The 21,782-nt window shown below is 44.0% G+C and carries 18 protein-coding genes; 7 read left to right on the top strand and 11 right to left on the bottom strand.

What is annotated here, in order from left to right:
• Positions 1–78: 78 nt before the first annotated feature.
• Positions 79–1,062, top strand: coding sequence for an ABC transporter substrate-binding protein (locus tag ATL39_RS03155; RefSeq protein WP_120191830.1), 984 nt, complete (start codon positions 79–81; stop codon positions 1,060–1,062).
• A gap of 56 nt (positions 1,063–1,118) precedes the next feature.
• Here the strand turns inward: ATL39_RS03155 and ATL39_RS03150 are convergent, their stop codons facing one another.
• From ATL39_RS03150 to ATL39_RS03135, 4 genes are all read right to left on the bottom strand, one after another.
• Complete coding sequence (locus tag ATL39_RS03150) at positions 1,119–2,666, bottom strand: hypothetical protein (protein WP_120191829.1); 1,548 nt, start codon at positions 2,664–2,666, stop codon at positions 1,119–1,121.
• A 126-nt stretch (positions 2,667–2,792) separates the two neighbouring features.
• The gene (locus ATL39_RS03145) at positions 2,793–3,887 is read right to left on the bottom strand and encodes an alpha/beta hydrolase (RefSeq protein ID WP_170146821.1); all 1,095 of its coding nucleotides are present in this window, start codon (positions 3,885–3,887) and stop codon (positions 2,793–2,795) included.
• A 186-nt stretch (positions 3,888–4,073) separates the two neighbouring features.
• Positions 4,074–5,135 (bottom strand): alpha/beta hydrolase, encoded by a 1,062-nt coding sequence (locus tag ATL39_RS03140; protein ID WP_120191827.1) that lies wholly within the window; start codon positions 5,133–5,135, stop codon positions 4,074–4,076.
• Positions 5,136–5,297: 162 nt separating this feature from the next.
• Positions 5,298–5,759 (bottom strand): hypothetical protein, encoded by a 462-nt coding sequence (locus ATL39_RS03135; RefSeq protein ID WP_120191826.1) that lies wholly within the window; start codon positions 5,757–5,759, stop codon positions 5,298–5,300.
• Positions 5,760–6,159: 400 nt separating this feature from the next.
• Between ATL39_RS03135 and cyoE the strand changes: the two genes are divergently transcribed.
• On the top strand, positions 6,160–7,098 hold the full coding sequence (gene cyoE / locus ATL39_RS03130) for a heme o synthase (RefSeq protein WP_120191825.1): 939 nt from the start codon (positions 6,160–6,162) through the stop codon (positions 7,096–7,098).
• Between the two features lie 42 nt (positions 7,099–7,140).
• Here cyoE and ATL39_RS03125 read toward each other — a convergent pair whose 3' ends face one another.
• A complete protein-coding gene (locus ATL39_RS03125) occupies positions 7,141–8,346 on the bottom strand; it encodes a Bcr/CflA family efflux MFS transporter (RefSeq protein ID WP_120191824.1) in 1,206 nt (401 codons plus the stop codon).
• Between the two features lie 284 nt (positions 8,347–8,630).
• Positions 8,631–9,242, bottom strand: coding sequence for a YdhK family protein (locus ATL39_RS03120; RefSeq protein WP_120191823.1), 612 nt, complete (start codon positions 9,240–9,242; stop codon positions 8,631–8,633).
• Positions 9,243–9,421: 179 nt separating this feature from the next.
• Between ATL39_RS03120 and ATL39_RS03115 the strand changes: the two genes are divergently transcribed.
• Positions 9,422–9,694: a hypothetical protein gene (locus ATL39_RS03115; RefSeq protein WP_120191822.1), complete on the top strand. Its 273-nt coding sequence runs from the start codon at positions 9,422–9,424 to the stop codon at positions 9,692–9,694.
• Positions 9,695–9,850: 156 nt separating this feature from the next.
• On the opposite strand, the gene ATL39_RS03110 is transcribed toward ATL39_RS03115, so the two are convergent.
• The 5 genes from ATL39_RS03110 to ATL39_RS03090 form a co-directional block, all read right to left on the bottom strand.
• Positions 9,851–10,612 carry a LamB/YcsF family protein gene (locus tag ATL39_RS03110; protein WP_120191821.1) on the bottom strand — a complete coding sequence of 254 codons (762 nt, stop codon included), beginning with the start codon at positions 10,610–10,612 and terminating at the stop codon, positions 9,851–9,853.
• Between the two features lie 12 nt (positions 10,613–10,624).
• Positions 10,625–11,842 carry an NRAMP family divalent metal transporter gene (locus ATL39_RS03105; RefSeq protein WP_245960899.1) on the bottom strand — a complete coding sequence of 406 codons (1,218 nt, stop codon included), beginning with the start codon at positions 11,840–11,842 and terminating at the stop codon, positions 10,625–10,627.
• Positions 11,843–11,930: 88 nt separating this feature from the next.
• On the bottom strand, positions 11,931–13,157 hold the full coding sequence (locus ATL39_RS03100; RefSeq protein WP_120191820.1) for a DUF819 family protein: 1,227 nt from the start codon (positions 13,155–13,157) through the stop codon (positions 11,931–11,933).
• Between the two features lie 24 nt (positions 13,158–13,181).
• The gene (locus tag ATL39_RS03095; protein WP_120191819.1) at positions 13,182–14,672 is read right to left on the bottom strand and encodes a M81 family metallopeptidase; all 1,491 of its coding nucleotides are present in this window, start codon (positions 14,670–14,672) and stop codon (positions 13,182–13,184) included.
• Between the two features lie 14 nt (positions 14,673–14,686).
• On the bottom strand, positions 14,687–15,946 hold the full coding sequence (locus ATL39_RS03090; RefSeq protein WP_120191818.1) for a winged helix-turn-helix domain-containing protein: 1,260 nt from the start codon (positions 15,944–15,946) through the stop codon (positions 14,687–14,689).
• Between the two features lie 229 nt (positions 15,947–16,175).
• Between ATL39_RS03090 and htpG the strand changes: the two genes are divergently transcribed.
• From htpG to ATL39_RS03070, 4 genes are all read left to right on the top strand, one after another.
• On the top strand, positions 16,176–18,059 hold the full coding sequence (gene htpG, locus ATL39_RS03085; protein WP_120191817.1) for a molecular chaperone HtpG: 1,884 nt from the start codon (positions 16,176–16,178) through the stop codon (positions 18,057–18,059).
• 173 nt (positions 18,060–18,232) lie between these two features.
• On the top strand, positions 18,233–19,363 hold the full coding sequence (locus ATL39_RS03080; RefSeq protein ID WP_120191816.1) for a GTPase: 1,131 nt from the start codon (positions 18,233–18,235) through the stop codon (positions 19,361–19,363).
• 34 nt (positions 19,364–19,397) lie between these two features.
• Positions 19,398–20,528, top strand: a complete 1,131-nt coding sequence (locus ATL39_RS03075; protein WP_120191815.1) for a GTPase — start codon at positions 19,398–19,400, stop codon at positions 20,526–20,528.
• A gap of 164 nt (positions 20,529–20,692) precedes the next feature.
• Positions 20,693–21,676, top strand: coding sequence for a LacI family DNA-binding transcriptional regulator (locus ATL39_RS03070; protein ID WP_120191814.1), 984 nt, complete (start codon positions 20,693–20,695; stop codon positions 21,674–21,676).
• Positions 21,677–21,782: the final 106 nt, after the last annotated feature.

The raw sequence follows: 21,782 nt of genomic DNA, 5'->3' as shown, positions 1-21,782 counted from the left end.
ATAAGTTGCAAAATCAATAAAAAAAATATACGATAATGATAATCTTTATCATTTAAACAAAAGAAAAGGAGATTTATCATGCAAAAATGGATACATAGAAGCATGTTTACTGCTTCAGCAGCAGCACTGACGCTTTTGGCTGCCTGCGGCGGCGGTACAGAAAACTCTGAGGAAACGGACTCCTCTGAAGAAGAAAGTACACAGGAAGAAAGCTCCGGCGACACCGTAACCTATGAAGGACCCAACGGCTCCTTTGATATTCCGGCAGACCCGCAGAATATAGTCGTTCTCGCCCCTTCTTACGTCGGATATTTTCTGGCTTTGGATGAAAAGCCGATAGGAGCCACGACTCAGGCATTGGAAAACCCCTACTTTGACGAAGAAATGACAGAAGGAATTGAGGATTTGGGAGACGGCACTTCAGTAGAACAGGTGCTGTCCCTCGAACCTGATCTTATTGTCACACTAAGCTCTGATGAAAACCTCGAACAGCTTCAGGATGTAGCTCCTACGGTAACCATTGATTATGGTCAGCTTCCGTTTAAAGAGCAGCTGCAGGAATTTGGCACCATGACAGGCGAAGAAGAAGCTGCCGAAGCATGGATTACAGAGTGGGATGAATCGATCGAAGCAAACCGCGCCTCTGTAGAGGAGAGCGTAGGCGACCGGACCATTTCTCTTATCCAGCCATTTGAAAAAGGCGTTTACGTCTTTGGCAATACATTTGCCCGCGGCGGCGAAATCATCTATGATGAATTCGGTCTGGCTGCCCCTGATGCTGTACAGGAGGATGCTATTGACAGCGGCGAAGGCTTTGTCAATGTCTCACTGGAAGCGCTGGATGATTATGCCGGCGATATCATTTTCACAAGCCCGTGGCAGGAATCGGAAACCGGATCGGCAGATGAAGTATATGACAGCAATGTGTGGCAGAACCTTCCTGCCGTACAGGAGGATAACGTATATGAACTGGATACGGCTGCCTCTTTCTTTAATGATCCCGTTTCCCTTGAAAGCCAGCTTGATTTTGTCGTAGAAAGTCTCGAAGACAGCGCAGAATAACATCCTTTCTTTCATCATAAAAAAGCACGATCCCCACACAGGAGGATCGTGTTTTTTTACTTCGTAATCGATCCATTATCTCGTTCAAGCGCCCGGATCGAGGCGAGATTTTCTTTATATTGTTCTTTATATTCTTTCCAGCGGCGGCGTTCCTGCTCTTTTTGGTATTCCGCCTCCTGTTTATCATTCTGGAGGTCATCTACCATTTTCTTTCTTTCCAGCGCTGCTGCTTTTTTGTGGGGTTCATACGCATGCTCTGCGTCAATAAACTCATCCACCATTTTCCGCATTGCCTCATTGGCTTCACGCTTTTCTTTCTTTTCGTCCATATACGTTGTTACGTGAGCTGCCGTCCGGTTCATCATGCTTCGAAATCCGGCGCGTGGATTATGCTTCCGGCGCTGGCGTTCAATTTCATTCAAACGATTCATTGCTTCCCTGTATTCACTCCGGTGTGAAGAAAACGTATCGTTAATATCCCATTCTTTTAAACCGCTCGTATACAAAGACAGCCAAATATCGTTTTTTGCTTCATCAAGAGCAGACATACTCTTATCCAATTCCTGTTTTAACGATTGAATTTTCTGCTCCTGGGAGCGGATCACGGATTCCTGCGCGGATATTTTATTTTTTAACTGTTCCGCGCGCTCCAATTCATCCTTATAAAAGGCCGTACGTTTTTCCCAGGCTTTCAGCAGCGGTTCACACGTCTCCTCTTCTACGGTCGAGGAGAGCAGGGAAATGTACACGATCGTACTTGGCACAAGCAGTTTTTTAAAATAAAAATGTTGGGCTCCCTGTGAGAAAAAGCTGTTTCCCAGGATGACAGGCAGGAAAAAGAAAGGTGATGCAAAAGCAGCGGTTAAATAAGAAGTGTCTGTCTGCTCAGCAAACGGCACTTTTACTCCTTTTCGCTTCAGAAGAACCGGAAGCATCGTTTTTACTCCCAGATAAGAAGAAACTCCTTCTATTTCGGCCGCCGCAGAAAACAGCGTGCTGAGCTCAGATCGGCGGATAATCCGTTTCACTTCTCCCATAGTCGTGACCGGCTTTCCAATTTGATAAGCCAGCTCCTGTTTGGATTCATCCGACAGCGTATCCAGGTAACCGCCATGGAGAGCTGAAGCAGTTGCTTCAAGCTCCTCTTCCGAATATTCTTTTGTTTCTGTATCGATAATATCCAAAAGCGAGAGCATAATAAAATGAATCATATGATCTAACTTTGTGCCGCCCGTCTGCACGTCGGCAAACTGTTTAAACACTTTATTCTGCTTTTCCAAATAAGAATAAGCATGTTCCAGAATACTGTCTGCCTGACTTCTAATTGCCGCCTCGTTCGTCAGCGGCGGCTGTATAACGTTCATCAGGCGGCCGAGTTCTGAAAAAATATCCAGCTGCAGCATGGCGTCTTCTTCGCCTTCGAGCTGGCTGATTTCTCTTTCCAGATGCGAGCCGAAAGCATCTTCGCTTTCAGCAGACAGCGCTTCTCTTCCCCTTGAAATTAACAAATCAATGGTATTTGTTCTCTGCAGAAGAGCATATACCAGACGAAGCTTGTGTCCTTTTAAAGAGACCAGCCCTTTGCATAAAGAACGTTCATCCATCGTATTCACCATCCCATGTCCTAAGAATTGCATCATTTAAAGCCATAAGGATATTTTATACAATTTCGGGCCTAGATTCTATCCATTTATGAGAATAATTGTTTATCATGTCTGAATTTGATGATGTTAAGAGCCTTTTTTCCATTCTGCTGCTTGTTTTCCGTTTCTGACTTCCTGAAAGTGGTCCGCTAATTCTGTTAATGCGTCAGCTGCCTGGGGATATAGGCCGAGTTTATCAACAAAAGCATGATCCATTCCTTTATATTCCCATAGGCTTACAGGAACGCCGGCGGCTGCCACCTGTCTGGCATATTCCTGTCCTTGTATTTTCAAATAATCATACTCTGCCGTTACAATAGCCATGGGCGGCAGTCTGTGTTTATTTTCGCTGAGAATAGGTGATACAAGCGGCGAGTTCGCCTCATTCAGATCCTGAAGATACAAGGATTGAATAAACACGGTGGACTGCTGCATACTCGTTAATTCTTTCCGTATCAATGCTTCATCGTTATAAAATTTATACTGATCTATTTTCCACTGCTCTCCGGTAAAGTCTGCCAGATCAACAAGTGGATATAGAAGGGCTATATGCTTAATATCCCATTTTTCCTCCAGGCTCAGCTCACTTACGCCAAGAGCAAGATTAGCCCCTGCGCTTTCTCCTGCAAGGCTGATGTTATCTGTATCTATCTGCAGCTGATCTGCGTGCTCCCATACCCATCTGGTTCCTTCGAGGCAGTCATTTAATCCGTCTGCAAATGGATGTTCAGGCGCAAGGCGGTATCCAACGGAAACCACCACTGCATCTGCTTTGTGTGCGAGCCACTTGCATGGGTTTTCCACCATGCCGATATTACCGCTGAAAAATCCGCCTCCATGGAAATAAAGCATGACCGGCTTTTTTTCACTGCTTTCATTATAAATGCGGATAGGAATGCTTCGGTCTTCCAGATCAATTGAAAATTCCCGACTTGATACAAAAGAAGCGATGTCTGTATTTGGAAAACCTTCGTGCTCTCGGATCTCTTCCAGATCATCTACTTCCAGAGGCCTTCTCGTTTTATCAGGCTCTGATGTAAGCATCCATTCCTTTACTCTTGGATCCAGACCCCCGGTTTCTTCCTGGTCCGGAATATGCTTAATCATTTTTTCCATATTTCCATAGACCTGCCGCGTTTCTTTTTCGCGCATCTGTTTTCTCAGCTGATCGTGTCCTGCCATTTTATGCATCTCCTTAAAGAGAACGCTGCAGTAGTTTATATCCGGCTGCAGACTCTTTTATTTATATAAAAAGAAACCTGTTCTTTTAGTCCTTCTGTCCCTTTCCCGTAACTACTTACATTTAATCAGCTGTAGTGAATTTTCTCCATACAAAAACCATCCCCGTAAAAGCAGATGGCCAAATGGTCAGTATATTATTTCTTTAAAGTGCCGGGAAATTTCAGCAATCGCATCAGCTGCCTGGGGATAATAGCCCAGCTTTTCAACAAATGCATGATCCATGCCTTTATATTCAATATGACGGACAGGAACGGAAGCATCTGCTATCTGCCTGGCAAATTCGGCCCCCTGAACTTTTAAATAATCGAATTCAGCCGTAATAATGGTAACCGGTGGAATATCCTGCTTCACTTCGCTCAGTACCGGGGATACGAGAGGCGATATAGCCTGTTCCAGGTCGTCTAAATAAAGAGACTGGATAAAAAAAAGAGACTGTCTCATATTAATAAGTTCCCTTCGTATCAATGCTTCATCTTCCGAGAAATCGTACGCTGCCATATTCCATTTTTTTCCGGAAAAATCGGACAGGTCAACGAGCGGATACAGCAGGCCCAAATAATTAATAGACCAGGGTTCCTCTGAGCTCAAATGATTTACGCCAAGCGCCAGGTTCCCTCCTACGCTGTCCCCGACCAGACCGATGGCATCACGATCTATAGACAATTCATCGGCAAAATTATATACATAGCGGACCGCTTCCAGACAATCCATCAGCCCGGCGGCATATGGAAACTCCGGCGCCAGCCTGTACTCTACGGAAATAACGACAGCTCCTGTTTCCTGGGCCAAAAGCTTGCATGGATTTTCCACTACGTCCATATCGCCGTCAAAAAATCCCCCACCGTGGTAATAAATAATGGCTGGTTTTTTTTCTTCTCCGCGGTTATAAACACGTACACGCAGGGTGCTGTCTTCCTGAAAAACATTTCTGTTTTCCGTGCGGATCCCCTTGCTTAAATCAGCATTTTTGAAACCACCGCTGCTGCGGATTTCTTCCAGGTCCGCAAGCTCAATCGGTTTTTTTAATTTCGTATTTTCTTCGTCCAGCATAAGCTCTTTTACTCTTGGGTCCATTCCTTTTTTATTTTCATCAAAAGGAATTTTTTTATCTATTTTTTCAATGCCATTGTGATGGACAACGGCGTTTGTTTTTAAACGCTGGATTAACTCTTCCTGTGTGTACTGCATAACCGGCCCTCCTTATAATGACATGGTGATTGTTCTCTATATATCAACAACTACTTCCTGTTCACTATAACTACCAATTCCCGAATTACTGCTTCTAGTAACATCTGCTTTCGAATAAACAAAAAAAGAGCCGGTAGCGGCTCTCTCTTAAATCCATTTAACTTATACAGCGAAGTAGGAAATAAAGGGAAACAGGCCTTTGGCTTCTGCCTCTATTTCGTGATGATCCATTATTTCTCCGACGATATCATCCTGCGTTTTTCCTTTTACTTCTATGTTAAGAACGTCGGCTGCCTGCTTGAGCTGAATGGATTGGATATCCTTTATAACATCAAGCGGCTCTTTTTGCGCTGTGGTGATGTTATATTGACTGGCAGCCTGCTTTAAAACAGCGGCTTCTATTTCCTCGACAACGTCCAGGCGTGCTTTGTTTTCTACATCGATATTATACTGGGAGGCAATCTGCTTTAATGCGGTCTGCCACTGAAAAGCGAGGGTATCATCTACTTCCCTGCCTTCCAGGGCAGCGGACTGGTCTGCCGCTCCTGCTGCCTGGGCAGGAAGAACACCGGATGTGCCTATGGCAAAGCCCATTGCTGCTGCAATCATCCATTGATTGTTCATATAGCCACCTCCCGAAAGTTTGTTCTCTTTCTTTTTATAGTAAGTGTCTTTGCCGGTGCTGTCCAGTGCCTCGGGGCTTATTTATTCACTAAATAATTTTTTTATTTAAACATATTATAAAATAGAAACACGTCGGCTGCATGTTCAAACCTGTATTTTATTATGTCATTCTATTTTGAGTGTTTAGTCCTATTTAAGTTCTCGTAAAATGTAAGCGTATAAGGTATAATAAGTGGTAGCGTTTTTTGAATGAAAGCTGTGTGAACTATCTGATATTAGTCAAAAAGCGTTCACATATTATTGACAACATCCCGAACTCTTTCTTGATTTCAGGATTTGATAGTATTAATATGATACATTGGTTACATAACATTTCAACTCAAGGAGGAAGGAGAAGCAGATGAGAAGTGAAAATATCGAGCATAATGCTCAACAGGACTCTCTCCTCGTTCCGCAGCAGGCACTCCGTAAAGTACTTGCTGAGACGATAAAAACCGGAATCATTAAATCCAATTTAATTGTCATGTTCGCGGGGATCAGCCTTGCACTATTTATAAATGGAATATCTTTTTTCGACCAGATAGGAACAATTATTCTCGCTGTCATCGGATCGGCACTAGTCATAGGTGCCGCTGGTACATTCAATAATGTATACGACCGGGATATTGATAAAATTATGGATCGTACGAAAAACAGGCCGACCGTCACCGGGCGTATGAATTCCCGGAACGCTCTTATTCTCGGTACTGTAATGTCTCTTTCCGGTATCGGGTTTCTGGCCTTTGCTTCACCACTTGCTGCTCTTATGGGCTTTTTGGGGCTCTTTCTTTATGTTGTCCCCTATACGATGTGGACAAAGCGCCGCACTATTTACAATACAGAGGTTGGCAGCATCAGCGGAGCCGTGCCGCCGTTAATCGGCTGGGCCGCTATTACAAATGACTTTATGCACCTGGAAGTACTTGGCCTGTTCATTGTTATGGTCATCTGGCAGATGCCGCACTTCTATGCAATTGCGATCCGCCGTCATGATGAATACAAAGCAGCCGGCATTCCGATGCTTCCTGTTGTAAAGGGTAACCGCCGGACGTATATTCAAACGAACGTTTACCTTATTGCCCTTGTGCTTTCCAGCTTTCTTTTCATCCAGCTCAGCTCTTTTATAGTAGCTGTCGCTTTTATTTTAAGCGCCGCCTGGTTGATTACAAGCATTGCCACCTACAAAAAAATGGTTCCGGAAAAATGGGCAAAAACAATGTTTATCTTTTCGCTGAACCATATGACACTGTTATTTGCGGTTATTATCGGATACGCGCTTATTATGCCGTTTTTCCAGTAAACTATATGAAAGACCGGAGGTCACCCCCTCCGGTCTTTTTTTTTACATAATATCTGTTTTTTTCTCAGTTAAAGTGAAAAAGGCAATCAGACCGAGCATCGTTGTGCTGAACATAATGGCTCCCATTGGCACCGCGGTTGTTTCATCAATTCCCGCAAGCGGAGAGACGATAGACCCAATCAGCAGCGGCAGCATGCCGAGCAGCGCACTTGCGCTTCCCGCCCGGTGACCCTGTTTTGCGATCGCGAGCGTAAAGGAACTCGTTAATATCATTCCCATCGCTGTCATATAAATAAAAATAGGTATAACGATGAGTGCCAGCGGCCCTTCTATTATTGTTATCGTGAGAAGAAAAGCCGTGGCACCTGAGGCAACCAGAACCGCGGTCCGCAGAAGCGTCCGTTCTGTGACGATACCAGAGAGCCGTCCAATCAGAAAGCTTCCTATAATAATAGCAATACCATTAATCCCAAATAAAATACTGAACACCTGCGGCGATACGTTGTAAATGCCCTGATACACAAATGGCGTTCCGGATACATATGAAAAGCTGCCGCCGTGCACAAATCCGAGAGTAAGGGCGTAGCCGATAAATGCTTTGTCCTTCGTTAAGTCAAACAGTGTGCCGACGGACTGTCTGAGCGTGCTCGGCAGTCTTTTTTCCATCGGAAGAGTTTCTTCGAGCCGCAGACTAATGATGATGACGATGATCAGGCCAAGCAGGGCGAGAAAAAGAAAAATAGTCGACCAGTTGGCAAAAGGCAGCAGTAGGATAGCACCGCCCGCAATCGGAGCAGCCATCGGGGCTGTTGCGTTAATGACCATCAGAAGGGAGAAAAATTTAGTCAGCTCCCGTCCGCTGAATATATCCCGTACGACCGCCCGGGAAAGGACAACCCCTGCGGCTGCGGTGAATCCCTGCAGAAACCGGCCGATGATCAGTGTCGTAATGTTTGGCGCCACCGCGCAGAGAAAGGAAGCAACCGCAAATAAAATCAGCGAAATAATTAATGGTCTTCTTCTTCCTTTGGCATCACTGATCGGCCCCACAACGATCTGGCCGACGGCAAGTCCAATCAGGCAGGTGGTTAAACTGAGCTGGACCATGGAAGCACTGGCATTCAACTCTTCGGCAATGTTTGGAAAGCTGGGCAGGTACATATCAATATTAAGCGGACCAAGAATAGCAAGCAGGCTGAGAAGCACTGCCAGACCAAGCCGCTGTCTGCCCTGCGGATTTTGTATCATATACGTTGAACACCTTTCTATTCATAGCATCTTATTTTCCTTCTACAAGCATACCTGTTCCCTTCTGCCAGGTGTAGCCCTTAAGCTGGAAAAAAAGAAGTAAAAATTATCGGAAAATAAAAAGATAAAAACAGAACCAGGCGGAAGCACTTCTTTTCAACAAAAATGACCATTATGATAACGAAAAAAACCTCGTATTCCTTTTAAAAGGAGTACGAGATTTTTGATGGATCTTTTTTTCTAATTACGATGAACAATATAGATTTTGGGACAACTTCTGCTGATTATTCTTCTGTTTCAGATAATTCTGCACCCGTAACCCACTTGTGATTGGATACTTCCTCTCCCCCGTTGGTCGGAGTAAAGGTGATCATATAAACTGTCGTATTTTCTGCTGAATCAACTTCTGCTTCTGTTCCCATCATACCTTCCATATGATCGGTATTCATAACAGCTGTCTCACCAGGCTGAAGAGGAGCTTCTCCGGGATCCTCCAGCTCTTCATGTATCACCCATTTATGATTTTCTACAGGATCTCCGCCATTTTCCGGTGTATAGGAGACGGCATAGGCGGTCGTATCATATGCGCCTTCAATAACGGCTTCCGCTCCTTCCATGCCCTCCATGTGACCTGCTTCAATTATGGCCCTGCTGCCTTCTTCGAATTCAGGACTTTCAGCTTCCTGTAAATCTTCCGGCACTTCCCCGGAGCTGGAATGATTCATATGCCCTTCTGAATCTTCACCCATCATTTCCTGTTCGGACATATTATCTTCCATCGTCTCCTCATCCATCATGTCTTCATCCATCATATTTTCGGTTTCTTCTCCGCTCCCGCATGCTCCTAAAGCCAGTACAACGGTTAATAAGATGCTTCCTGCTGTTATTTTCTGCATATGTAAGGCGCCTCTCTCTTTTGTTTATTTTTATTTGAATACCCTCAGCTTACCCTACAAGTATGAAGAATTCGTGAAGAACAAATATATTCTCCCGAAAACCTGTTGACAGATAATTAAATTCGTATATAATTCTTTATAAAGAACTTTACATACTATAAAAAGAAGGTGGTTATCGATTGAATCTTTCCAACGACACCGTGATTCAGTTCATTTATGTTCCCGCTGACCCAAAGACAAAGCAGCAGGTATTGTTTTTCGATACGGTAGAAGCGCTGCGAACTTCTCCCATTCTGGACGAGAGCCTTAACGATTGGGATGGTTTCGAACTTGGGGAAGAATTTAACATTGGTGCCTATGAAACGAAAGTGACCGCCATCGATACCACACCGCATTCCAAAACTTCTTCCATTATTTCCTACTATATGATGCCTTCTGCACTTATTATATAAGTGAAGAAGCGTCGTAGCGCGTATCGTTCGCTGCTTAAAAGATAAACAAATAACCTCGTATTCCTCTTTACAGGAATACGAGGTTATTTAACTGAAGAGAAGCCGAAAACATGCGTCTGATAGAGATAACGTTTCTTTTTTTTCATAGACATTCTTTTAGGTAAAAGAACGAATCTGAATGCCTTCTTCAAGCAGCATATGACGAAGCGATCTTGTAAAAGCCAGTGTTTGGGGATTGTCTCCGTGAACACATAATGTATCTACTTCTAATGGAATGATTGTCCCGTCTACGGCAGTGCAGGTGCCCTCCAGAATCATCTGCTTTACGTGGCGGACCGCCGTATCGGCGTCATGAATAACAGCATTATCCCGGCCTCGCGGAGTGAGGGATCCGTCCGGCTGGTAGGTCCGGTCTGCAAATGCTTCCTTTGCCACGCGGAGTCCCTGTCTCTCCCCCGCTTTCACAAGCTCGCTTCCGGAAAGACCAAACAAAATCAGGCTTTTATCCACATCGTAAACGGCTGAAGCTATCGCTTCAGCAAGCCCGGGATCCCTGCCTGCCATGTTATATAAAGCGCCGTGCGGCTTTACGTGCTGCATGGCTGTGCCTTCTATACGGCAGAAACCCTGAAGCGCACTGACCTGATACACGGTCAACTGGTAGACGTCTTCCGGGCTCGTCTGTATTTCCCTGCGCCCGAACCCCTGCAGATCCTGAAACCCCGGGTGTGCACCTGCTGCCACACCGGCAGCGGCGGCCTGTTTAACGGTCTGAGCCATTACCCGGTAGTCTCCTGCATGATAACCGCAGGCTATATTGGCTGACGTAATTTCTTTTAATACCTCTTCATCGTTACCCAGTACATAAGGACCGAAGCTTTCCCCCAGGTCGCAGTTTAAATCAATATAGTGCTCCATACTTTTCCTCCTTTAAAACAGCTGTGGAAGCATATTTATCATCGTATATATGCCCAGGTACGTCGTCAGCCCGACTACAAGGGCACCAAATATAGTCATCCAGATGGGATGCTTGTAGTCTTTTACAATACTGACACGGTGGGCAGCCAGCAGTACCGATCCCAAAGTGAGTGGCAGAATCAGGCCGTTCACTGCTCCTGCCAGAACAAGCAGCGTTACCGGTTCCCCTACAACAGCCAGTATCACTGTGGACAGTACGATAAAAGCTACTGTCCAATAATTTTTGTAACGCTCCACGCTTTTATGAAAAGTAGTCAGAAATGACACCGACGTAAAGGCTGCTCCGATGACAGAAGTAATACCCGCACACCAAAGCACAAGCCCAAATATCCGGTAACCGATGTCTCCTGCCGCTATTTGGAAAGCAGAAGCTGTGGGATTGCCGGCGTCCAGTGAATGCCCGGCAGCAACTACTCCAAGGATGGCAAGGAAAAGAAGGGTACGCATTACCGAGGCTACAATGATGCCGGAGACAGCCGTTCTTGTCACATATGTTAAGTTTTCCCGGCCGGTAATTCCGGCCTCCAGCAGTCGGTGGCCGCCGGCAAAGGTGATATATCCGCCTACCGTTCCTCCTACAATCGTAATAATTACGAGAAAGTCTACTTCAAGCGGAGCAACCGTGCGGAGGGCAGCTTCCCCATAAGGCGGGTCGCTGATAATCATAATATAGGCAGTAAACCCGATCATCACAATGCCCAGATACCGGACAATCTGATCCATGGCAGCGTTGGCTTCTTTTAATAAAAAGATAACAATGCAGATAATACCTGTTAACACAGCACCTACCGTAGGATCGACGCCAAGCAGGGCATTTGCGCCAAGTCCGCCGCCGCCTACATTTCCAATATTAAAAGCAAGCCCTCCCAGAATAATGAAAAATGCCACCAGGTAGCCCAGCCCGGGGAAAACTGCGTTTGCTATATCCTGTCCTCTCATTTTTGCCACCGCAATAATCCGCCAGATATTGATCTGTGCACCGATGTCTAAAATAATCGACACGAGAATAACAAAAGCAAAGCTTGCCAGAAGCTGTTCGGTAAAAACGGCAGTCTGCGTAAGAAAGCCCGGTCCTATCGCGGAGGTTGCCATCAGAAAGACCGCACCGATCATTGCGTTCATCCGGCGCTTTGGAGACATATACGCCTCAGCCAGCTTGTCATTTTTCATGGGTACCGACTCCTCTCTTTTAGCCTAGTATAAACAAAAAAGCCGGTTTTGCCGACTTGATTTGTAAAATATGACATTTGATTCTTCTTTAAAAAAAAGTCGAGAACCACAATCCCATCGCTGTTGCTATATAGTTCCCAATAATATAACCGAGAGTACCTATAAGCAGAATCGGAACAATTAAATCTTTCCATCCTCTTGCTATAGCCATGGCTGCTGCTGTAGTAGGTCCACCTACATTAGCATTCGTTGCGAGAATAATTTCTTCCAGGCTGAAGTTGAAGAATTTTCCCAGAGTAAAGGAAATAAGCATATTAATAATCACTACAATAGCCACAAACACTAATAAAAGTGGAGCATTTTGAAAAATAATTGGTAAAGATGCCGGGATGCCGATGACTACGAAAAATATATAGATAAAATAGGTTCCGAATTCCTGACTGCCATTCATTGCCTCAAATTTCCGGGGAAACAACGAAACCGCTGCAATAGTGATCGTAGTTAACATTAAATAACTGTCTCCAAGAACTCCCCCAAGTACTGCATAAAACCAGAAGACGTTTTCTCCGGAAGGAATAATCGAAGCGAACCACTCTGCCAGTTTAAAAGATACAACGACCAGCAGAAATGCTGTTCCTATAGATAACGCAATGTCTTTAAGAGAAATGTCTTTTCTTGCCCAAAAACTTTCCGAAATTGTTTTACCTTCTGTGTTTTTTGCTTCTCTTTCTACTTCTTCTATATAAGGAGTCCGGTAATTCTTTCTAAAAAATCCGATTGCCGGTATAGCAATGAGAACGAAGAAGTAGCTTGCCATCATTAAGTTATCGGCGACTACTGTCGCGGAAACCAATTCACCGGGTGTGTCGAATTTAGCTGCCATTGCAGCAAAGTTTACTCCACCTCCAATGTAGGAACCTGTAATAATAGCCCCAATTTTATCAAGTTCAGGTATCACATCTTTTAATGCGAAAAAAGCCAGTGTGGTACCCGCTACTGTTCCAATAGAACTAATAAGAAAAATGAAAAGAATCCGGCTGCTTTCTTTCCATATTTTTTTCAAGTTAACTTGGAATAATAAAAGAGGAATCGCCAGCGGCACAATGTAGGACCATACGGCATCATACACAGGAGATTCTACAGGCAGCACATTGATATTCGTAAGTATCATCGCCCCCAGTAATGCAATAATAGCGCCGGAAATCTTGGAGGCCCATTGATACGTTTGTTCTAAATAAATACTCACCGCAGCCCATATAGCTAAAAATCCCCACAACACCCAATAATCATCTGGACTAATCAATGCTTCACCCATTTTACTTTTCCTCCTTTTCCTCATTCACAAATTAGTTGAATCGGCGCTGTACGCTGCTGTTTCTTCAAAAGGATACATAGAGGGACGAATATGCTGATAAGAAAACGAAAATAAATTGTTTGTACTAAGCCCTGGCGAATCTACGGTAATTATAGATGCAGCCAATGTACTGTAATAATCCCTGAAATGATGGCTCGATTTCAGGCCTGCTGTTCTGCAGGCAGAAACGTCAATACCATGCAGTAAGAAGACCTGATCATCAAACACCTGAGCCCGCCGGGAACATACAATAACGTCTACATTTCCTATCTGCAGTCTAGCGGTTTTTCCGATGTTTCTTTTCATTCCCTTCCACATTGCAGAAGATTGAATGAATTTCCCATCGGTTAACGATTTTACATAGCCTTTAATAGAAAGAGGACGTCCGTGTTTATTATCTATTTTTGCTCCGATAGAGCACTCGATATATTCACCTACCCCCGCTTCATGAGCCAGCTGGACTACTTCAGAATCATTTATAACGCCAAAGCAGCTGTTCTTTATGTTTTTCTCCAGCATCTCTTCTAATAAAAAAGTGCCGTCACCTGGTGTGCCTGCACCAGGGTTGTCTGAGGTCTCATTAATAATCACAGGCGACTCCCTGCTGACAGCAGCGGCTTCTACCCCCTCTTTTGGAGAAAAAAAAGATTGAAAGAACTGTTCTCTAACCTCCCAAATGGCTGAAGCAGCCGTTATGGCTGTTTCTTCTGCTAAAAGATTATCCGCATCGGTAATACAAATAACAGAAACACCGGCACTTTTCACGTCTGCATAAGGAAAGCCATGGATGAAGGAACAGTCCAGTACGCCGGACGGCTTTTCCAGTCTTCTGCATGTTAGAACAAGTGCTTTGGCAGGCTCATGCATTGTAGTAAATGTGGGGATAAGCAGGGGTAGTTTTTCAATATGCATGACCGGCTTTATTTCTCTTTTTACTATTTGCGAAGTAAGCTGCATCGCTTTTTTTCCAGTCGCGAATGTATCAATATGCGGATATTCTTTTATCGATAATAAAATATCTGCGTATGCAGCCATCTTTTCTGTGACATTGGCGTGTAAATCCAGAGTCACCACAATAGGTACAGACCTGCCTATTTCTTTTCTGAGCGTTTGTAATAGATCTCCTTCCAGATCATCAATCCCTTCTACTACTCCGGCCCCATGAAGAGCCAGACAATACGCGTCTACATTGGAATACTGAAGGCATTCCTGCAAAAACACTTTTTTAATATACGCATATGTACCTTTTTCAATCAGGCCGGAAGGAGAAGCCAGAGCAGATAAGGCAGGCAGAATTTCTATGTTTTCTTCTGATGCACTCTCTATCATCCCTCCAAGATAGTCCTGGACTCCTGTGTGATTGGCCAGCAGAGTTTCTTTCATTTCCCACTCCCCTGCTTCGAAAAAAGACAGGTCTGTCGTTTCTTCTAGAAAAGTGTTTGTTTCATGGGATAACTGTCCAATAACTATCCTCATTTTCTCTGCCTCCTTTATGAATAAGTATCAAATAGTTTACTTAAACTATATACACGCCGGTGTTTTCCTTTCGTGTTATGTGATTCTTTTCCAGTAACTTCTACCAGGTCTGCTTTTTCGAGCTGTCTTAAAATCCGTTGGGCACTTTTCACAGTAATGCTTATCCCTTCTGCCAATTGATTAGCAGTAAATTTCCCTTCATATGTCCTGGACAGCTCATACACTTTATTAAGGGTGAGTATGCTGATACCCACTTTATCAGCCAGTTCCCGGAAATCTGCCTGTATAGGTTTTCTTTTTATCTGCTTTACATAAGAGAACTCTTTTATAAATGGTTTCCCTGCTGTTTCTCTGGCTTCAAGCACAGCCTCTTGAAGCGTAAGTGAAAATCCAACACCAATATGAATAAGAATAGGAAGAAGGGCTTCTATTTTTGTTTTTAGTGCATCTATTTCACGAATAAATTCCTTTTTTTTCGTATGTGAAAGTGTAGCCATTAATAGAATTTCCTCGGGAGACCGCTGGACATGGCAGCCCTTTACTTTATCTGCAGAGGCATACATTAATTTTTCCAGTTCAAGTTCATATTCCTTTACTGCTATGGCATGTTGATTAACGGCCCATTCGCTGTAGCCTTTTAAAGAAATACTGCAGGCTGCTGCTTGAAAAGTATCCACCGGTTCCCTTTCACAGGACAATTCTATTTTTTCAAGAGTTTCCCGTATAACTGATTTAGGAGGCTTGATTCTTTTTACAGGCACATTCACCTGAGTTAACGCTTCGTAGCATTCTGCAAGACTCGTCAGTGCGTACTCCGTTTCTCCCTGTTCAAATAGCTCTTTATGAAACGATACGATACTGCTGACGCTCATGGAGCTTTCAAACTCGAGAATATGACCCGGTGCTTCCTCCATACCAATCTCCATAAGAGTTTCCAATATTGGTTTCTTATTCATCGTGTCCATACTGATGTTATTGATATTTACATTTTTTAAGGAATAAAGTGCTTTAAACAAACCCGCTCCTGTAAAAGGCAGAAAAAAAGCCGGCTTGTCCGTTAAACTCATTCGTTCTTTTATTTTATGAAAAGGAACCAGTCCTCCAAAAAGGACGGCAGCTGCACCCTTATCCACTGATTGAACTACCTCAGGAATTTCCTCTTCCTTTTTATATGCATACGGAAGCAGTTCCAACAGCGGAAACGTCTCCGTCACGTCCATACAGTCAGCGATAATATCACTCGGAGCTATCACTGCTACTTTATATCGATTCATACCATCACTTCTTTCATAAAAAGATCTTTATAGTTCCTTTATGTTCCCTATTGTAACCTTTATAAAATTAATTTCAATAAAAATATCAGAAAAATCAATAAATTATTGACTGACTAATTTTTAAAAAGGCATATTGACACGTTTTCCATGACATGTACAATATAAGAGGAGACTTTTTAGCACTCGAACACAATGAGTGCCAAATACACATACGAGGTGACGATAAACTATGACTACAAAGCCATTTCAGGCCGAATCGAAGCGTTTATTGGAAATGATGATTAATTCGATTTATTCGCAGAAAGAGATTTTCATCCGCGAATTGATTTCCAACGCAAGTGACGCCATTGATAAAATGTACTACCGTGCGCTTACGGATGATACGCTCACGTTTAATAAAGATGATTATTACATTAAGCTCCGTACCGACCAGGAAAATCGCGAGCTCGTTATTACGGACACCGGTATCGGCATGACAGAAGAAGAGCTGGAAGCCAATCTCGGCATTATTGCAAAGAGCGGTTCTCTTGCCTTCAAAAAAGAGAATGAAATCAAAGACGGCCATGACATTATCGGCCAGTTCGGCGTTGGCTTCTACTCTGCTTTTATGGCCGCTGACTATGTCACGGTCTACACAAAGTCTGCTGACAGCAGCCAGGCTTACAAATGGGAGTCGAACGGCGCGGACGGCTATACGATTGAACCTGCTGAAAAAGAAACCGTCGGCACCGAAGTGATCATTAAACTGCGCGAAAACACAGAAGATGAGAACTACGACGAGTATCTCGATGAGCATAAGCTTAAATCCATCGTTAAGAAGTATTCCGACTATATCCGCTATCCTATTAAAATGGACGTATCTGTCCACCAGCCAAAAGCAGACAATGAAGAAGAAACAGAAGAAGTACAGGAAGAACAGATTGTAAACAGCATGATTCCAATCTGGAGAAAAAATAAAAATGAATTAACCGACGCAGACTATGAAGCGTTTTATCAGGAAAAGCACTACGGCTTTGACAAGCCATTGACGCATATTCACCTCAGCGTGGATGGCGCTGTCCGCTATCAGGCGATTCTTTTCCTACCGGAAAACACGCCTTTTGATTACTATACGAAAGACTACGAAAAAGGACTTGAGCTTTATTCCAACGGTGTACTGATTATGGAAAAATGCGGAGACCTGCTCCCGGATTACTTTGGCTTTGTGAAAGGAATTGTCGATTCAGAGGATCTTTCCTTAAATATTTCCAGAGAAATGCTCCAGCACGACAGACAGCTGAAGCTGATTGCCAAAAATATTAAAAACAAAATCAAAACCCAGCTGAAAACGCTGCTTAAAGAAGACCGCGAAAAATACGAAACGTTCTTCCAGTCATTCGGACGCCAGCTTAAATTCGGTATTCAAATGGATTTTGGCGCCAACAAAGATGATTTAAAAGATCTCCTACTCTTCCACTCTTCCAAAGAGAAAAAGCTCGTTACGCTTGCGGAATATGTAGAAAGAATGCCGGAAGACCAGAAATATATCTACTATGCGACAGGCGAGTCCTACAACCGTATTGAAAAACTGCCGCAGACAGAAATGGTTCTCGACAAAGGCTACGAAATTCTTTACTTTACGGAAGACATTGACGAGTTTGCCATTAAGACGCTCATGAGCTACGAAGATAAAGAATTCAAATCGGTAGCTGCCGGTGATCTTGGCATTGAATCCGAGGAAGAAAAAGAAAAGGAAGAATCCGAAGAAAAAGAGAACGAAGAACTATTTACAGAAATTAAAAATCTCCTCTCCGGCAAGGTAAAAGACGTGCGGGCTTCCAAGCGTTTGAAAACCCACCCGGTCTGCCTGTCAGCCGATGGAGAAGTATCTATTGAAATGGAGAAAATCCTTCAGCAGATGCCGGATCAAAATCAGCACGTCCAGGCCGACAAAGTGCTCGAAATTAACATTAACCATGATGTATACCAGTCTCTGAAAGACGCCTACACGCAGGATAAAGAGAAGCTGGCGCTTTATACGAACCTTTTATACAACCAGGCACTTCTTATTGAAGGACTTTCTGTAGAAGACCCGGTGGCCTTCACCAACGACATGTGCAAAGTAATGATATAATATCAGGAAGAGAGCTGTTCCCGGCGTTATAGCCGCTAAAGGAACAGCTCTTTTTTATAGAAAGGTTTAAGCCGCCCCGCTTTAGGGAAAATTTGATGCAATATGTCTCTTTATGATCCGGCCTGGCTGCAGGCACGAAAATAAACGACAACACTAGACTTCGGGAGGTTCTTATGGCTAAAGATAAAGTCGAAAGACGCTGGAACAAGGAATTGGATCACTACTTAAAATCGGTGGAAACCAACAGTTCTGTAGCTGTTGATGTGATTGCACAGAAGCTGGAAGCTGATTTAAACAGCCCGCTGAAAATCGGCTTTTTTGGTTCGCCCGGCTGCGGCAAGTCCGCACTGATGGACACGCTCATCGGTGAACAGAAAACCGATACCGGAGTGACGCCCGGTACAAACGTCACTACCCATACCTGGGGCGAAAATGACTCTATTATGTTTGTGGATCTTCCCGGCTACGGCGGTCTGGATGAAGAACATACAGTAAGCGAATACTGGGAGAACTTCGAAATTGATTCCTTTGATGCCCTGCTCTGCTGCTTTGAAACAAAGCTCAATCAGGATGACGAGAACTTTTTTAAAGAAGCAATCGCGGAAGGCATTCAGGTTATCTTTGTCCGCACCAAAACAGATACCCTGCATGATGAGGAAAAAAGCAAGCGCGAATTAAAGCGCGACATCCGCCAGCATCTTATTTATGATGTATTTGGTGATGATAATGTTCTGGTCTTCACAAGCGCCCGCACAAAGCTTGGCATCGATAAACTGAACTTCGCCATCATAGACCATCTGGATACCGATAAAAAAGCGAAATACTACCGCAATGCCAAAGCTTATTCGGATTTATTTCTTGAAGAAAAAGCGAAAGCGGCGCACCGGGTCGTTATGTATTATTCCTTCATATCCGCGGGAAGCGGCGCAGTACCCGTTCCCTTTCTTGGGGCAGCCATTGATATCCCTGCGGTTATGCGGATGACAAATCAGATCGGCCGCCAGTTCGGGATTACCGAGCGCCGTCTGCGCCAGCTCACTTCCGAACAGGAAGACAAGCTGAGAATGTATGAACAGCTGATCCGCTTTATGGTGAAAGGCTCCAACCAGAAAATTATGACAAACTGGCTTTCCAACAATGCCGCAAAAGAAGCAACCAAAAATTTCTCCAAGCTCGTGCCTATTGTCGGCGGTGCCGGACTTGGATTTGGCTTAACGTACTATACAGGCCGGGAAGCTATTGAAGGCTGCCGGGAGATCGCTTCTGAAATACTCGAAGCAGAAATCCACAAAAAAAGATCGTAAACCATCGCTGCAATAGAGAAAAAGGGGGTTTTGGATGGTGGGTGTGAAACGAAAGAATCAATGGGATAAGGAATTGGAGCAGCTGTTTCAGGAGCTGCAGGTAGAAGAGGATACACCGGTCGAGGTTATTGCTGAACGGGTTGAATCTGAGCTCAGCACATCGTTGAAAATCGGCTTTTTCGGTTCGCCCGGCTGCGGCAAGTCTGCACTTATGAACGCAATGATCGGAGAACGTAAAACGGATACGAAAATCACGCCGGGCACGAACGTGACGACTCATATTTGGGGCGAAGACGACACGATGCTGTTTGTTGACCTTCCCGGATACGGTGGTCTTATAGAAGAACATACGGTGGATGACTACTGGGTCAACTACGACATTGAATCATTTGATGTACTGCTCTGCTGCTTTGAAACAAAGCTGAACCGTGATGATGAAGCTTTTTTTAAAGAAGCAAAAGAGCACGGCATCCAGATTATTTTTGTGCGCACAAAAAGCGACAACTTATATGACCCGAACAAAAGCCGTCGCGAGCTGAAACGCGAAATCCGCCGTCACTTAATTTATGACGTATTCGGCCGCGACAGCAAATTAGTTTTTACGAGCTCTAAAACCAAGCTTGGTATTGGTAAGCTGCATGATGCCGTTACCGAACGGCTCGACGCCAAAAAGCAGGATATTTTTTACCGAAATGCGAAAGCCTACTCCGAATCGTTCTTAAAACGGAAATCCAAAGCTGCCCACCGGGTTGTTTTTAAATATTCATTTCTTGCCGCCGGCAAAGGGGCCGAGTATGAAGATGTGCTCGATACGGCAGTAGATGTGGATGTTGTAACAGAAATGATTGAAAACGTGTCGGATCAGTTCGGGCTCACAGAAGAAAGGCTCCAGAAAATGATGCAGGAAGACCAGGAGGAAGTGGAAGACTTCGACCAGATTGCCGCTCTTTCTTCTGAAGATGACATCAGCGAACAGATGGTGCTGGAGTACATGGCTAAATTTAAAGGCCAGCAGCGTGTCGCCAATATTACAAAGGTTGTTCCCGTAGTCGGCGGTATGACAGCCGGCTTTGGCCTCTCTTATTACACGGGCCGGGAATTTATCCGCAGCTGCGAAGAAATTGCTGAACTGATTCTCGAAGCGGAGATTCAGGAGAAAAAATAAATGCATGCATAACTTATACAGGCGGACGTTTCCGCAGGCCGGGCCTCACAAAAAGACAAAGAGCGCCTCTTTATCTTTACCGATGGTTGGTCTGCTGGATTCGCAGCCTGATATTTTTGATTGATGAAAAAACTACGTGACCAAAGCGTTAAGGGGGGCTTTCGATGAAACCTAAAATAGAGGATGTAGCTAAGGCTGCCGGTGTTTCTCCAACAACTGTTTCCCGTGTATTGAATAACAGGGGCTATATCAGCGAAAATACGAAAAATAAAGTTTATCAGGCGATGACAGATATTAATTACATACCCAATGATCTGGCGCGTTCTCTCTATAATAAAAAAACTAACATTATCGGCTTAATTGTCCCTACAACGAAAAATCCTTTTTTTGGGGAAATAGCTGCAGAAATTGAAAATGACTGTTCCAATAGAGGATATAAAATGCTTATATGCAACAGTTTAAATAATATAGAAAAAGAAAGAAAATACTGGGAAATGCTGCGCCGCAATCAGGTGGATGGTGTAATTGTGGGAACTTATAACCGGGGCATCCTTGATTATGACCAGCATCAGCTTCCAACTGTAGCGATCGACCATTATTTATCTAAAAATATTCCAGTAGTTGGTTCAGATAATTACCAGGGCGGGAGGCTGGCCACGGAGAAACTTCTGGAGAGCGGCTGCCGATATATTATACATATTAACGGTCCAGGGGAATTGGAAACACCTGCAAACTATAGAAGAAAAGCATATGAAGATACGATGAACAAACGTGGCCAGGAGCCTGTCACTTATGAAATTTCCGGCGTGTTTGACCAGGTAGAGCAGGATCGTATTATACGTCAGGTATTTGATGAGCATCCTCATGCAGACGGTATATTCGCAAGCGACGATCTGCTGGCGCTTAACGTACTCCGCGAGGCCCATAAAAGAAATATTCCTATCCCTGAAAAACTGAAAATTATTGGATATGATGGGACAGAAACAATACGTACTACTGCCCCTCATCTTTCCACCATCTGCCAGCCTATTTCTACCATTGCAGAATCTGCTGTTGCTATACTTCAAAAACAGATTACAGACATGCTGCCTTTGGAAAAAAGTGAAACACGTCATCCCGTCTCTTTCCATAAAGGATCCACGGTATAACCATACATGACCTCGAATATTTTTAAAGTCTTTTATGAAAAGAAAAAAAGAAAATAAACAGGGGTGACTCCTGCAGAACAGCCATAGGAGAAGATAAAGCCGCGTT

Origin of the sequence: Sinobaca qinghaiensis, from assembly GCF_003610495.1 — a bacterium.
GTDB classification, from domain to species: domain Bacteria; phylum Bacillota; class Bacilli; order Bacillales; family Marinococcaceae; genus Sinobaca; species Sinobaca qinghaiensis.
This window is presented reverse-complemented; position numbering and strand designations above follow the sequence as displayed.

Bases quoted from the DNA above. Each gene is read 5' to 3' on its own strand.
- ATL39_RS03125 (WP_120191824.1), bottom strand. From the start codon at position 8,346: ATGATACAAAATCCGCAGGGCAGACAGCGGCTTGGTCTGGCAGTGCTT.
- ATL39_RS03100 (WP_120191820.1), bottom strand. From the start codon at position 13,157: ATGGGTGAAGCATTGATTAGTCCAGATGATTATTGGGTGTTGTGGGGA.
- htpG (WP_120191817.1), top strand. From the start codon at position 16,176: ATGACTACAAAGCCATTTCAGGCCGAATCGAAGCGTTTATTGGAAATG.
- ATL39_RS03145 (WP_170146821.1), bottom strand. From the start codon at position 3,887: ATGGCAGGACACGATCAGCTGAGAAAACAGATGCGCGAAAAAGAAACG.
- ATL39_RS03140 (WP_120191827.1), bottom strand. From the start codon at position 5,135: ATGCAGTACACACAGGAAGAGTTAATCCAGCGTTTAAAAACAAACGCC.
- ATL39_RS03095 (WP_120191819.1), bottom strand. From the start codon at position 14,672: ATGAGGATAGTTATTGGACAGTTATCCCATGAAACAAACACTTTTCTA.
- ATL39_RS03120 (WP_120191823.1), bottom strand. From the start codon at position 9,242: ATGCAGAAAATAACAGCAGGAAGCATCTTATTAACCGTTGTACTGGCT.
- ATL39_RS03105 (WP_245960899.1), bottom strand. From the start codon at position 11,842: ATGAAAAATGACAAGCTGGCTGAGGCGTATATGTCTCCAAAGCGCCGG.
- cyoE (WP_120191825.1), top strand. From the start codon at position 6,160: ATGAGAAGTGAAAATATCGAGCATAATGCTCAACAGGACTCTCTCCTC.
- ATL39_RS03135 (WP_120191826.1), bottom strand. From the start codon at position 5,759: ATGAACAATCAATGGATGATTGCAGCAGCAATGGGCTTTGCCATAGGC.
- ATL39_RS03110 (WP_120191821.1), bottom strand. From the start codon at position 10,612: ATGGAGCACTATATTGATTTAAACTGCGACCTGGGGGAAAGCTTCGGT.
- ATL39_RS03070 (WP_120191814.1), top strand. From the start codon at position 20,693: ATGAAACCTAAAATAGAGGATGTAGCTAAGGCTGCCGGTGTTTCTCCA.
- ATL39_RS03090 (WP_120191818.1), bottom strand. From the start codon at position 15,946: ATGAATCGATATAAAGTAGCAGTGATAGCTCCGAGTGATATTATCGCT.
- ATL39_RS03150 (WP_120191829.1), bottom strand. From the start codon at position 2,666: ATGGATGAACGTTCTTTATGCAAAGGGCTGGTCTCTTTAAAAGGACAC.
- ATL39_RS03080 (WP_120191816.1), top strand. From the start codon at position 18,233: ATGGCTAAAGATAAAGTCGAAAGACGCTGGAACAAGGAATTGGATCAC.
- ATL39_RS03155 (WP_120191830.1), top strand. From the start codon at position 79: ATGCAAAAATGGATACATAGAAGCATGTTTACTGCTTCAGCAGCAGCA.
- ATL39_RS03075 (WP_120191815.1), top strand. From the start codon at position 19,398: ATGGTGGGTGTGAAACGAAAGAATCAATGGGATAAGGAATTGGAGCAG.